This is a genomic window from Brevibacillus sedimenti, from assembly GCF_020923495.1.
GTDB lineage: Bacteria > Bacillota > Bacilli > Brevibacillales > Brevibacillaceae > Brevibacillus > Brevibacillus aydinogluensis.
In genome coordinates, this window is sequence record NZ_CP064048.1 from 3,304,534 (window position 1) to 3,318,242 (window position 13,709).

Here is a 13,709-nt window from a genome sequence, read left to right on the forward strand (position 1 = left end):
CGGCCGATAAAAAACGCCCGGCTCAGGAGATGTTGCTCTCCTGTGCCGGACGCGGTATGCGCACTTCGCGGGGTTTGCTGCCCTCATACGGGCCGACAACCCCTTGTGCTTCCATCATGTCGATCAGCCGGGCTGCCCGCGTGTACCCGATGCGGAGCCTGCGCTGCAGCAGGGAGGCGGATGCGGTCTGCGCCTCGGCGACAATCTGCACCGCCTGATCGTACAATTCGTCGTCGACGACGGCCTGCTGCTCGTCCGCCACTTCGTCCGGAATCATCTCTTCCTGATAACGGACTTCCTGCTGTTCCTTGACAAAGCGGACGACGTCCTCCACTTCCTTGTCGGAGACGAACGCCCCCTGCACGCGAATCGGCTTGGAAGCCCCCATCGGCAGGTAGAGCATGTCCCCGCGGCCGAGCAGTTTTTCCGCCCCGCCCATGTCCAGAATGGTGCGAGAGTCGGCCATGGACGAAACACCAAAGGCAATCCGCGACGGGATGTTCGCCTTGATCACGCCGGTGATCACGTCCACCGACGGACGCTGCGTGGCGATAATCAGGTGAATGCCGGCTGCGCGAGCCATCTGGGCCAGGCGGCAGATGGCGTCTTCCACTTCACCTGGCGCCACCATCATCAGGTCAGCCAACTCGTCGACGATGACCACGATGTACGGCAGCGGGCTTCCTTCCACCTGCTGGTTGTACATCTCGATGTTGCGGCTCCCCGTTTTGGCAAACAGGTTGTAGCGCCGCTCCATCTCCGCGACCACTTTTTTCAATGCAACGGACGCTCGGCGGGGGTCGGTCACCACCGGCGCGAGCAGATGGGGAATCCCGTTGTACACATTCAGCTCGACCATTTTCGGATCGACCATCATCAGCTTCACTTCATCCGGCTTCGCCCGGAACAGGATGCTCATGATCAATCCGTTGATGCAAACTGATTTGCCGCTGCCGGTCGCGCCAGCCACCAGCAGGTGAGGCATTTTGGCCAGGTCGGCCACGATCGGCTCGCCCGAGATGTCCCGGCCGAGCGCCACCGTCAGCTTTCCGGGCGCCTCCTGGTATTGCGGCGATTCCAGTACTTCGCGAAGCGACACGACCGCCACTTCGGCATTGGGCACCTCGATGCCGATCGCCGACTTTCCTGGAATCGGCGCCTCGATGCGAATATCCTTGGCCGCCAGCGCCAGCGCCAAATCATCTGTCAAGCTGACGATCCGACTCACTTTCACGCCGGTCGCGGGCTGCACTTCATAGCGGGTGACGGCCGGCCCCCGGTGCACTTCCGACACGATCGCGCTGACGCCAAAGCTTTTCAGCGTCTGCACCAGCTTGGCCGCGTTGGATGTATGGTCCACATCCTTGCCCGGCGTATAACCTTTGGGCCGGGCCAGCATCTGCAAGCTGGGAAGCACATAGGGGACAGCCGACTGCTCTTCTGTGTTCTCCAGTGTGCCAAAAATCTCTTCGTCGCCTTCCAGCGAAAAGGTAATCTCCCTCTCTGCCGGCGGTCGGACGGGCGCGGCCGCAGATTCGGGGATTCCTGTTCGTGTTCGCTCGCCACCCGCTCGGTAAAGTCCCGAATCAACGGGGCGACAGGCAGTGCTTCCTCCTCGTCCACTGACGCTCCCGCCGTCCCAGGTGACTCGGCAGCCTCCGATGCAGGGGAGGCTGCTCCGTCCTGCCGGTCAGCGGTCCCTTCCTCATTGGCGCTTTGCTCTGCGCGGGCCTTCCGCTTTTCCTTCTCCTGCCTGCGCTTCTCGCTTTCTTCCTGCAACAGCTGTACGGAATCTTTCACCGAGTCCTTCAATTTTTCGTATAGCTGCAACGTTTTGTTGCGCATGAAAATTACGATGTCCACGTACGAAAGGTTAAACAAAAACATGGTGCCGGCCAGAAACAGCAGGGCGATGATCAGGCCGGTTCCGGCCAATCCCACCAGGCTGTTGCACAGGCCGAAGAAGAGCGCTCCAACCATGCCGCCGCCAACACCGGTAGTGGACACCTTCTGGCTGTGGTCCAGCCACAGCCGGTCCCACGTGACGCGGACGATGCTTTGTTCAGCGAATTTGCCGTCTGCCGTGACCTGCTTGTACAGCATCAGATGGTCCCACGTCAAAATCGCCAGGAAGATAAACAAAATGCCCAGCACCCGGTAGGTGAGCCGCGGCGGTTTGCGGGTAAACATCATGTGGATGGCCATTCCGATCATTAGCAGCGGGATGACAAAGTCCCACGAGCCTGCCACAAACCGAAACAAAAAGGCAAGCACATGTTTCCCCAGCGTGCCGCTCTCCAACAAGCCGATCAGGCTGAGCACAATCACCACCAGGCCCAACAGTTCCACTTTAACGACCGAGGCCCATGCCGCTTGTGACTGTCTTCTCTCTTTTCTACTCAATGGCACGCCTCCTTTGTCATGCATAAAAAGGCAGCCGTCTGCTGTTCGGCTGCTGTTCGTTCATGTCTAGTATAACACAGGAAATTCATAGAAATACAGGACTTCTTATGCGCGCCAATCGGGGAGAAAGCGAACCGTCTCACCAGGCGCCAGCCGCGGATTGAGGTAATCCTGGGGATTGGGGCTGATCAGCCGCACGATCCGTCCCTCGTAGGGTCCTGTCGGTTCCACCACCATGGTGGCCTCGCCCAGCGGCAGTTCGCGCAGTTGACGCTTTTCCACCTGCTCCATGTTGGCAAACACCATTTCCATCGGAACGACCGAGTAAAATATCACTGCAGCACCTTCTCTCCGTTGCGCACCTTTTCAATCAGCTCATTCAGTTTTTTCAGCGCTGGGCCCAATCCGCCCACTTCGTCGATCAGCCCGTACTTGACGGCATCGGCCCCGATCACGTTGGTTCCGATGTCGCGTGTCAGTTCGCCGGTGCGCAGCATCAGCTCGCGAAACTTCTCTTCGGTAATCTTGGAGTGGCGGGCGATAAAACTGACCACCCGGTCCTGCATCTTATCCAGGTATTCAAACGTCTGCGGCACGCCGATTACCAATCCGGTCAGGCGGATGGGGTGAATCGTCATCGTCGCCGTTTCGGCGATAAACGAGTAATCGCCCGCAACCGCAATCGGCACGCCGATGCTGTGTCCGCCGCCCAGCACCAGGGTGACGACCGGTTTGGACAAGGAAGCGACCATCTCCGCAATGGCCAGTCCCGCTTCCACGTCGCCGCCCACGGTGTTGAGGATCACCAACACACCTTCCACCTTGCTGTTTTGCTCGGCTGCCACCAACTGCGGAATAATATGTTCATACTTGGTGGTCTTGTTTTGGGGCGGCAGTTGGATATGCCCCTCCACCTGCCCGATAATCGTCAAGCAGTAGATGTTGCTCTCCAACTGCGGGACATTGGTTTGCCCAAGCTGGGTAATCGAATCGAGCAGCTTCTTTTTCTGATCGTCAGTCTCCGGCGGCGCCGCAGCCGGCCGCGGCTGATCATTCGGTGCCGACGGGGGGACGTCCTGTCCTGAAAAAGGGGGGCGGTTGAGGTAATCGGTTATTCGTCGGTTTGGCATGGACCATCCTCCTCGCTTTCCTCCGTTAGTATGGATTGGACAAGGGAAAACGATACACTTCTGGAAATGAGGCAAAACGGGCAGGCCAAAAAACACGTGTCGTCAGACCTATATTTTCAAACAGCTTAGGTCTTTTCTCTTGGAATTTTATTGCAGACAGAATGGCAAGCCTTTACAATAAAAGAGACTAATTCTTGGAAGGAGGACCATGTGTTTTGAACAACATTGTGGCACGATCAGGCCTGACTACCGAGCAGCAGTTAATTGTAAACTCGGAGCTGGAAAAAAGAAGAAAAAGCAAGGGAATGGCTTATTTATTGTGGTTTTTCCTTGGCGCATTTGGCGGTCATCGCTTTTACGTAGGTGACATAGGTATTGCGATCGGCATGATTCTTGTTTGGATTATCGGATGGTTTACTTTTTTTATCCCTACGACCATTTGGTTCATTATTGATGCATTTTTGCTCAGCAAACGTGTTGACAAGTACAACGAACAAGTTGAACTTGAAATCATCCAAAAAGTCAAAATGCTCGCCGCAAACAGTGATGTGGCTCAATAAATTACGCCCTTTATGGGCGTTTTTTTAAACAAAAGGAACCCTTGTGAGAACAAGGGTTCCTATACTTCCATGATGATGGGCAGAATCATTGGACGACGGCGCGTCTGATCGTACAGGAAGCGCCCCAGTGCTTCCTTCACGTTGTTTTTCAGGGAAGACCATTCGTTTACATTTTCTTCCATACATTTGACAAGTGTTTGGGTTACTATGCGATTCGCCTCGTCCAGCAGTTCTTCGGATTCGCGCACATAGACGAATCCGCGGGAGATGATGTCAGGACCAGACAGGATCGTACCATTTTGTTTGCTGAGTGTAACGACAACTACCAGAATGCCATCTTGAGAGAGCAGTTTGCGGTCCCTAAGTACAATATTGCCGACGTCGCCGACGCCAAGACCGTCAATCAGCACGTTGCCTGCGTGTACCTTCGGACCGTAACGGGCTTTGCCGCCGGAAATCTCCACCGTGTCGCCGTTGTCCAGCAGGAAGATGTTCTCCCGGGGAACGCCCACTTGTTCCGCCAGAATGCCGTGCATCCGCAGCATGCGGTATTCGCCGTGAATGGGGATAAAATACTTGGGTTTCATCAGGTTGAGCATCAGCCGCAGTTCTTCCTGGCTGCCGTGACCGGAAACGTGGACGGTGCCGCTGGGTCCGTGACCGCCGTAAATTACCTCTGCGCCAATGCGGTACAATTGGTCAATCGTGCGCGCCACGTATTTTTCGTTGCCCGGAATGGGCGTAGCGGCAATCACGACCGTATCCCCTGGAAGGATGTCAATTTTCCGATGGGCGGATCGGGCCATCCGGGTGAGCGCAGACATCGGCTCCCCTTGACTTCCAGTGGAGAGAATGACTACTTGATCGGCTGGAAGCTTGTTTACTTCATCCGTCTCGACAAACACGCCCTCGGGTACATTCAGATACCCCAGGTCCTTGCTGATGGCAATGACGTTTTGCATGCTCCGTCCGACAACCGTAATCTTGCGGTTAAACTGAATCGCCGCATCCACCACCTGCTGAATGCGGTGGACGTTGGACGCAAACGTGGAAACGATGATGCGTCCCCTTGCCTTGCTAAAGACGTCCTTGATTGCCACGCCGACAGCACGTTCCGAGCCGGTGAATCCCGGCCGTTCAGCATTGGTACTGTCGGACAAGAGACACAAGACTCCCCGCTCACCGATCATTGCCATCTTTGCCAGATCCGCCTGTTGATTATTCACCGGCGTCTGGTCAAATTTGAAGTCCCCGGTGTGCACGATGTACCCTTCCGGCGTCTCCAGGCAAACCCCAACACTGTCCGGGATGCTGTGGTTGACGCGGAAAAACGTCGCTTTCATCTTGCCGAGAACGATCTCCGAGTCGCTGTTGATCAAAACCCGCTTGGTATCGGCCAAGATACCCGCTTCCTTCAGCTTGGCTTCAATCAGGCCCATAGTAAGTTTCGTGGCGTAAACGGGCACATTGAGGTGTTTGAGCACATAGCTGAGACCGCCGATGTGGTCTTCGTGGCCGTGCGTGATAATGATGCCGCGAACCTTGTCACGATGTTCTTCCAGGTACGTGATGTCCGGAATGACCATGTCAATTCCCAGCATTTCCTCTTCCGGGAATTTTAATCCGGCGTCGATGACCACGATGTCGTCATCGCACTGCACCACGTACATGTTCTTCCCAATTTCGCCAACTCCGCCCAGGGCGAAAATGAGAACAGAGTGTTTCGATTTTGCCAAAACGTGTAACCTCCTATATTTAGTTGTCCATTACACTCAAAAAACCGCCCCAAATCACTTAGTAACATTATAACCGAACGCAAAAGCGGAACTCAAGAAAAAACAACCAAATAGATTGCAGCCCAGTCACGACGCAAAAAAGCTGCCCGTCCGGCACTTTCTCTTGCCTTCGGGACAGCTTTTGGCTGCAGTCGACAGGTTATTGCAGCAGCGAATGCACAAACGCTTTTTCCTCGTCGTTGAGCTCTACCAATGGCAGGCGAACGCCGCCCACCGGCACGCCCAGCTTCTCCAATGCCGCCTTCGTCGGTGTGGGGCTCGGGTATTTGAACAGCCCTTCGAACACGGGCAGCAGCTTGCGGTGAAGGGCGGCAGCCTTGGCGTTGTCGCCGCCGAAGTACGCCGCCATCATCTCGGCCATCTCGCTGCCCACGACGTGGCTGGCCACGCTGACCACACCAACGCCGCCAATCGATAGAATCGGCAGTGTCAACGCGTCGTCCCCGCTGTACAGTTCAAAACCCTCAGGCGCCTCCTCGACAATCCGCGCCATTTGCGACAGGTTTCCGGACGCTTCCTTGATGCACACCACATTGGGCAGCTGCGCCAACCGCACGGTGGTCTCAGCGGCCATGTTGACGCCGGTGCGGCCGGGCACGTTGTACAGCATGACCGGCAGACTGGTTGCTTCTGCCAGCGCCTTGAAATGCCGGTACAAGCCTTCCTGCGACGGACGGCTGTAGTAGGGTGCCACCAGCATCACGGCGTCCACGCCGATCTTTTCCACTTCCTGCGTGAATTCGATGCTGGCAGCCGTATCGTTGCTTCCCGTCCCGGCGATGATGTGGCATTTTCCTTTCGCGTACGCCACGACATGCCGGAACAAGTCCAGTTTTTCGGAACGGGTCAGCGTCGGCGATTCGCCGGTCGTGCCGCTGACCACTAGCGCTTCCGTACCGGTAGACAGCAGATGGTCAATCAGTCGTTCCGTTTTCTCGTAGTCGATTTGCAATTGTTCCGTAAACGGGGTCACCATGGCGGTAACCAGTCGGCCAAAACGTGCCACGTCCTCCAACTCCTCTTCGATTGTTCCCCCATCTGCCACGGCAAATGGAGCTACATGTGTCCGTTGTGCAGCTTGAACTGTTTGTGCAGGGCGCGAACAGCGCGCACCATGTCCGCTTCGTGAACCAGCACCCAGATGGTCGTATGCGAGTCGGCCGACTGCAAGATCTGGATGTCTTCCTGCGTCAGCGCCTCCACAATCTGCGCCATTACACCGGGAACGCCGGCAATCCCCGCACCAATGACAGAGACTTTGGCGCAGTGCGGCAGAATCTGCGGTTCGTATCCCAAGTCGGTCAGAATCCGCGCTGCTTGTTCGCTCATCTCGTCATGGACGGTGTACGCCACGCCCAACGGATTTACGTTGATAAAGTCCACACTGATGCTGTGCTGGGCCATCGCCTTGAACACCTGCAATTGGGTGTCGTACGTTCCGTCCTTGTTCGCCACCTTGATCTGTGTAATGTTCGGCACGTGCGCGATGCCCATGACCAGGCGGTCGTGTACAGTATAACCCATCTTGTCAATTTCCAGCATGGTGGTCACCAGCGTGCCAGGGGCGTCCGAAAACGTGGAACGCACCCGAATCGGCACGTTGGCCTGCATCGCAATTTCCACCGCGCGGGGATGGATCACTTTGGCCCCCAGGTGGGCCATGTTGCAAATTTCCGTATACGTCACCGTGCTGAGCGGCTGCGCTTCTTCGACAATCCGCGGATCAGCCGTCATGATGCCGTTTACGTCAGTAAAAATGTCCACCCTTTCGGCGCGGAGGGCGACACCAAGCGCTGTCGCCGTGGTGTCGCTGCCGCCCCGCCCCAGCGTGGTAATCTCCCAATCAGCCGTGCGCCCCTGAAAACCGGGAACGATGACCACGTTCCCCGCTTCCAGTTCCTTGCGAATCCGGCCGGGATCAATCGATTCAATCTGGGCGTTGGTAAACTCGTCTGTCGTGACGATGTTGGCCTGCCCGCCCGTCAGGATTGTGGACTTGATGCCGCGCGCGTTCAGCATGCTGCACATCACGGTGGCGGAGATGATCTCTCCGGTGTGCATGAGCAGGTCCGTCTCCCTGCGGGGCAGGCGGTTGCCGTTGTTGCGAATCAACTGCAAGAGCGTGTCGGTCGCATACGGGTCACCTTTGCGCCCCATTGCAGACACGACGACGACGAGGGCATAGCCTTCGTCGAGCGCTCGTTCCATATGCGTAATAGCCCTCATTCGGCACTCTTCCGTCGTCAGGGAAGAACCGCCGAACTTCTGGACGAGAATTTTCACAAACCTCTCCCCTATGCTCGTGCTTTGATGAGTTCTTCAGCGATTTGTACCGTATTCCATGCCGCACCTTTGAGCAAGTTGTCGGAAACGATCCACATGTGCAGGCCGCGGGGGTGATGCAGGTCGCGTCTTACCCGCCCAACAAACACGTCCAGCTTGCCAGCTGCATCGGTCGCCAGCGGATAACGCTGCTCTTCGGGCTGATCCACCAACACGATGCCAGGCGCCTGTTCCAGCAGGGACTTCACTTCGTCCAGGTTGTAGTCCTGTTTCAGCTCCACGTAGACGGCTTCGCTGTGACCGTAGACGACCGGAATGCGCACGCACGTTGCGGAAACCAGCACACTGTCGTCACCGAGGATCTTTTTGGTCTCGTTGACCATTTTCATCTCCTCGTAGGTGAAGCCGTTGTCCGTGAACACGTCGATTTGCGGAATGGCGTTAAAGGCGATCGGGTGATGCACCGGCAGCTTGCCGACAGGCAGCACCTTGCACTCCGGCTGCTTGCCGTCCAGAACGTCGCGGGTCTGCGTCAACAGCTCCTGAATGGCAGATGCACCCGCGCCGGATACGGCCTGATACGTGGAGACGATGATGCGATCTATTCCATATCGATCATACAAGGGTTTCAAAGCGGCTACCATCTGAATCGTCGAGCAGTTCGGATTGGCAATGATCCCCTTGTGCTTGAACGCGGCCTCCATGTTCACTTCCGGCACGACGAGCGGCACGTCCGGGTCCATTCGAAACGCGCTGGTGTTGTCAATTACCACGGCACCGTGACGCACGGCGTGATGAGCCAGTTCCTTGCTGACCGCCCCGCCGGCGCTGAACAAGGCGAAATCCACTCCGGCAAAGCTGTCCGGCGTTGCCTCTTCCACGACGACGTCCTGTCCCTTGAAGCGGACGGTCTTGCCGGCGGAACGTCCGGAAGCGAGCAGTTTCAACTGCTTGATCGGAAAGTCGCGCTCCTCGAGAATCTTGATCATTTGCTGTCCGACTGCGCCGGTCGCGCCGACCACAGCGACGGTGTAGGTCAGTTGGTTCGCCATCTTTTACTCTCCTCCAAATCGCTTTTCAGTTGTTACGAATAGTTGTATCTTTCTATCAACAAGGGTTGCAACTGTCGGCCTTCCAAAGCAGCTTCACACGTCTCCAAGATCAAATCCATGCGGGCGACAAGCGAATTGGGCTTTTTCTCCGGCGCATCCTGTCCAAACGGAACAAAGTAAATGTTTTTCGCCGCGAGCAGCTTGGCGATGTTGGCTGCATTCAAGCCCAGACCGTCATTGGTGGAGATGGCAATGACGACCGGACGCAAGTTGCGCATCGTCGCCTTGGCTGCCATCAACACCGGACTGTCGGTGATTGCGTTGGCCAGACGACTGGTCGTGCTGCCTGTGCAGGGGGCGATCACCATCACGTCCAGCAGCATCGACGGCCCCAGCGGTTCTGCCTCCGGAATCGAAGCGATCAGCGATTCCCCCGTAATCTCCACCAACTTGCGCTGCCAGCTTTCCGAAGTGCCAAAGCGCGTATCCGTCGTCATGATCGTTTGTGAGACGATCGGGATCACTCTCGCGCCTGCGTCCACCAGCCGTTTGATCTGCGGCATCGTCTCGTCTAACGTGCAGTGGGAACCGGACAAACCGAAACCAATGGTCTTTCCCTTCAGTTTACTCATGTTGACTCCCCCTGGTGATCGTTTGTTCCGCAATTAGACGAGACAGCGTTTGAGCCATGATCTTTCCGGCGGTCTTCGGTGCGACGATTCCAGGCAATCCGGGAGCGAGCAGCGCTTTGATGCCTCGTTTTTCTGCATAGCGAAAATCAGTGCCCCCCGGCTTCGACGCCAGGTCCAGGATAAATGCCGTTTGCGGCATCTGGGCAATCACTTCCGCTGTGAGGACAAGATGAGGCACGGTGTTGAATATAAAATCGGCATTGGTCACCTGCTGCTTCAATTCGCTGAAATGAAAAGGGGTAAGCCCCATTTCATAAATGCGTGCCAAGTGTTCCTGACGTCTCGCCCCCACCTTGACGCGGGCGCCCAGCGCATGCAGCGCCCGCGCCATGGACATGCCTGTCCGCCCCAATCCGAGCACGATGGCCTGTGATCCGTGAATCGTAATGTCCGTATGTTGAATTGCCATCATCAACGCTCCCTCCACCGTCGGGATGGAATTGTAGATGGCAACATCATCACGATCTAATAGTTCCACCAGCGTAATCTGCGAGGCTGCCAGCAGTTGTCTCAGATAGGGCTTCGCCATGCCGGTGTACACGACGCAGTGCTTCTGCAAGCTGGCTGCGTGCTCTTCCAAAAGCCGCAGCGGCTTGGAGCAGAAGATGCTTTCCACGTAACCGTCGTCATCAGTACCGACCACGGGCAAGATGAGGGCATCCACGTCTCGCAACACATCGCATGTTAATGGTCTCTTCGTTGCCCCGGTGAAGATGCTTTCCAGGTTGTCAAAGCCAATCAACGTGACGCTGGCATCCAGTTGTATGCACCGCTTGATGACTTCCAACTGGCGGGCGTCGCCGCCGATAAAGGCAACATGTATGCCCGTTAGCATGCTGCGTTCCCCTTTCCACACATTTTACTGCAATCGATTCGAAACGCAAAGGTTTTTCCGTGTGAAAAAGATAACGGAAATCGTTGCGGTCTACCCCCATCCTATTCGCCGTTTATAGGTTCGGTTACACTCACCCTACTTTTCAGAGGCTTGCGGCTCTCGTCTGTGCATTTGGATGATCACCATGTCAGGACCGATTTTGACGATCGCCTCCCAAGGGATCACGATGTCCTCGCGCCGTTTCCCCAAAGCGAAAAAGCCGCCTTGCGGTATGATGATCGAACGGATTTGTCCCGTCTCCGTATTGATCTCCAGATCCGCGTCGCCGATCACGCCCAGCCGTTCCCCGTTGTCCAGCCCGATGATCTCCTTGCCGCCAAACTCGCTCAAGCGCATGCCGTCTCCCCCTTTGTTCCGAACCGCCGCAGTCATTCGCCGGCAGATCTTTCCCGTGTTTGGGCACCAGCCCGTCATCACCATGCTTATACGAAAAAATCCGGCCTATGCCGGATTTTTTGTCCTCCCTTTCTACAGGAGAATATCGCTTTTCACATTGGCCGGGAAACCGTCCAGCGGGCTCACCATCGCCAGCGCCAGTTTGGAGCGGAACAATTCGCGTGCCACGGCGTGGACCGACTCATGGGAGACGCGGTCGATCTTGGCGAGAATCTCATCCAGTGTGAGGTGGCGCCCCAGCAGCAGCTCGTTTTTGCCCAGCCGGCTCATGCGGCTGTTGGTGCTTTCCAGGCTGAGCATCAGGCTGCCCTTCAACTGCTCCTTGCCCTTGTTCAGTTCCTTGTCGGTAATGCCGTTTTCAGCAACGTCCCGCAGCACGTGGGCGACGATGTCAAAGACTTGCCCGACCTGCTCCGGCGCCGTCCCGGTGTAAATCGTGAAGGTACCCGTCTCTTTGTATGAAGAGTGGTACGAATAGACGGAGTACGCAAGCCCGCGTTCTTCGCGGATTTCCTGGAACAGCTGGGAGCTCATGCTGCCGCCGAGCACGTTGTTGAGCAGAATGAGCGAGTATATCTCCTCGTGTCCGACCGGATAACCAGGCAGCGAAATGCACAGGTGCGCCTGCTCCGTGGCCTTGTGCTGCGCTAACGCGTTGGCCGCGAACACAGGTTGGGCCACGTCCATTTGCTGGGCATGACGCTGAAACGCAGAGAAGCGCCGTTTGATTTCTTCGATCAGGGAGTCGTCAAAATTGCCCGCCACCGTCACCACAGTATTGGTCGGCAAATAACGACGTTCAATGTAATTGATCAAATCGTCACGTTTGAGCGCTCGCAGCACCTCTTCCGTGCCGAGAATGGGGGACCCCAGCGGATGGTCAGCGAAGCTGGCGCGGGCAATCAGATCATGCACCAGATCGTCCGGGGTATCCTCGTACATGCTGATCTCTTCGATCACCACGTTTTTTTCCTTTTCCAGCTCCTCCTCGTCAAATACGGAGTGAAAGTACATGTCCGCCAACACGTCAAGCGCTATCGGGGCATGCTGGTCCAGCACCCGCGCGTAGTAGCAGGTGTACTCCTTGGAGGTAAAGGCATTCACATTGCCGCCAATTTCGTCAAAGGTTTCGGCAATTTCCTTTGCCGAACGGGATGTGGTCCCCTTGAAAAACATGTGTTCCAGAAAATGGGAAATGCCGTTGTCCTGTTTTGTTTCGTATTTGGAGCCGGTCCCCACCCAGATGCCCAGTGCAACGGAACGCACGGAAGGAATCTTCTCCGTCACGATCCGCAGACCGTTTTCACATGTATGCCGTTGAATCACACAAATCCTCCTCGGTTGTCTATCTGTCTCTATCCGCTTCGGGACTCTCTTGTAAACACGTCTAACTATAGCAAAATTCCCTTGACTCCACAATAAATGATCCCATTGTCTTGCACTTTCAGGGCAAGCGCCGGCTGGAAATCACTCCAGAAACGGTGGTGGGGACCAATCCCTTTTGCTTCGCCATCCTGATCAACGTATCCAGCCCTGCTGCCGTGGGCGCGGTCGGGTGCATCAGAACCAGTACTCCGTTGCCCATTTTGGGCTCGATCCGCCGAATCAGCACGTCGACCGACGGCTTTTGCCAGTCAACCGTGTCCGCTGTCCAGAGGATGGTCGTCATCTGGAAGTCGTGGCGGGCGATGTCGACGACCGCTTGATTGAACGCACCGGAGGGAGGGGCAAACAGCACAGGTGTTACCCCTAGTGTATGGCGGATCACCTCCTGTGTGTGGCCGATTTCCTGGCGAATGCGCTCACGGCCCAACCGGCTCATGTCGGGGTGGGAGTATGCGTGGTTGCCGATCTCGTGACCCCGGGCAGCAATCTTTTTCGCCCATTCCGGGAAGCGTTTGACCCACGACCCGTCCAGGAAAAACGTGGTCTTCACCCCGTGTTTGTCCAGCGTGTCCAGGATGGTATCGAGATACTCGTTGCCCCAGGCAACATTGATCATAAACGAAATGGCCGGCTTTTTTTCGTTCCCCCGGTAAACGGGGTGCGCACCCAATTGTTCCAGCGTGACCGCCGGAGGGACCTCCTTGTACACCAGCGACTCCGGGCCTGGCGTGCGGGACCGCTTCATGTTGGCCAGGGATGCCTCGACGTCCACGACGCGTCCGTTGTAACCGGGAATCGCTTTCCAGATGGGGTCGATCCGGGCATTGATCGGTGCCTCTTCCCGTCCCTGTTTCCACTGATCGATCAGGGCGCGCAGCCGTTCATCCCCTTCCAGGGAAAGCGCTGCCTGCACGGTCTGGCGCTTGACCGTGTCAACGTACTGATCGATCGGACCGTTGCTGAGAACAAAGAACAGGAGGACCGCACCCCCTCCCATAAACCACAAGCGTTTTGCCTTTTGACCCATGAGGGTTGCCCCCTTCCTTCTCTGCCGTACAACCTTTCTTTGTCCAGTGTATGTATGGAGAAAAACGGTTAGACGAAAAAAGAACATCC

General features: G+C 56.4%; 12 protein-coding genes and 1 pseudogene. 1 reads left to right on the forward strand and 12 read right to left on the reverse strand.

Annotated features, from left to right (window positions below):
• Positions 1-22 precede the first annotated feature (22 nt).
• The 3 genes and pseudogenes from IRT44_RS16230 to IRT44_RS16240 all read right to left on the reverse strand — a co-directional run bounded on the left by IRT44_RS16230 (position 23) and on the right by IRT44_RS16240 (position 3,533).
• A pseudogene (locus IRT44_RS16230) lies at positions 23-2,427 on the reverse strand (DNA translocase FtsK).
• Positions 2,428-2,508: 81 nt separating this feature from the next.
• A complete protein-coding gene (locus tag IRT44_RS16235) occupies positions 2,509-2,739 on the reverse strand; it encodes a YlzJ-like family protein (RefSeq protein WP_171564697.1) in 231 nt (76 codons plus the stop codon).
• The gene (locus IRT44_RS16240; RefSeq protein ID WP_171564696.1) at positions 2,736-3,533 is read right to left on the reverse strand and encodes a ClpP family protease; all 798 of its coding nucleotides are present in this window, start codon (positions 3,531-3,533) and stop codon (positions 2,736-2,738) included. Before IRT44_RS16240 ends, IRT44_RS16235 begins: the two co-directional genes overlap by 4 nt.
• Before the next feature lie 215 nt (positions 3,534-3,748).
• Between IRT44_RS16240 and IRT44_RS16245 the strand changes: the two genes are divergently transcribed.
• The gene (locus IRT44_RS16245) at positions 3,749-4,093 is read left to right on the forward strand and encodes a TM2 domain-containing protein (protein ID WP_171564695.1); all 345 of its coding nucleotides are present in this window, start codon (positions 3,749-3,751) and stop codon (positions 4,091-4,093) included.
• A gap of 59 nt (positions 4,094-4,152) precedes the next feature.
• On the opposite strand, the gene IRT44_RS16250 is transcribed toward IRT44_RS16245, so the two are convergent.
• From IRT44_RS16250 to IRT44_RS16290, 9 genes are all read right to left on the reverse strand, one after another.
• Positions 4,153-5,829, reverse strand: coding sequence for a ribonuclease J (locus tag IRT44_RS16250; RefSeq protein ID WP_171564694.1), 1,677 nt, complete (start codon positions 5,827-5,829; stop codon positions 4,153-4,155).
• Between the two features lie 199 nt (positions 5,830-6,028).
• Positions 6,029-6,895 carry a 4-hydroxy-tetrahydrodipicolinate synthase gene (dapA, locus tag IRT44_RS16255; protein ID WP_171564693.1) on the reverse strand — a complete coding sequence of 289 codons (867 nt, stop codon included), beginning with the start codon at positions 6,893-6,895 and terminating at the stop codon, positions 6,029-6,031.
• A gap of 50 nt (positions 6,896-6,945) precedes the next feature.
• On the reverse strand, positions 6,946-8,172 hold the full coding sequence (gene dapG / locus IRT44_RS16260) for an aspartate kinase (protein WP_230077006.1): 1,227 nt from the start codon (positions 8,170-8,172) through the stop codon (positions 6,946-6,948).
• 11 nt (positions 8,173-8,183) lie between these two features.
• A complete protein-coding gene (locus IRT44_RS16265) occupies positions 8,184-9,224 on the reverse strand; it encodes an aspartate-semialdehyde dehydrogenase (RefSeq protein WP_230077007.1) in 1,041 nt (346 codons plus the stop codon).
• Positions 9,225-9,256: 32 nt separating this feature from the next.
• Positions 9,257-9,856, reverse strand: a complete 600-nt coding sequence (locus IRT44_RS16270) for a dipicolinate synthase subunit B (RefSeq protein WP_230077008.1) — start codon at positions 9,854-9,856, stop codon at positions 9,257-9,259.
• Positions 9,849-10,751, reverse strand: coding sequence for a dipicolinate synthase subunit DpsA (gene dpsA, locus IRT44_RS16275; protein ID WP_171564689.1), 903 nt, complete (start codon positions 10,749-10,751; stop codon positions 9,849-9,851). The genes IRT44_RS16270 and dpsA overlap by 8 nt, the downstream gene beginning before the upstream one ends.
• A gap of 135 nt (positions 10,752-10,886) precedes the next feature.
• A complete protein-coding gene (locus IRT44_RS16280; protein ID WP_171564688.1) occupies positions 10,887-11,147 on the reverse strand; it encodes a YlmC/YmxH family sporulation protein in 261 nt (86 codons plus the stop codon).
• Positions 11,148-11,279: 132 nt separating this feature from the next.
• Entirely contained in the window at positions 11,280-12,533 is a 1,254-nt protein-coding gene (locus tag IRT44_RS16285; RefSeq protein WP_230077009.1) for a M16 family metallopeptidase, read from the reverse strand.
• 118 nt (positions 12,534-12,651) lie between these two features.
• Positions 12,652-13,620: a polysaccharide deacetylase family protein gene (locus IRT44_RS16290; RefSeq protein WP_230077010.1), complete on the reverse strand. Its 969-nt coding sequence runs from the start codon at positions 13,618-13,620 to the stop codon at positions 12,652-12,654.
• Positions 13,621-13,709 lie beyond the last annotated feature (89 nt).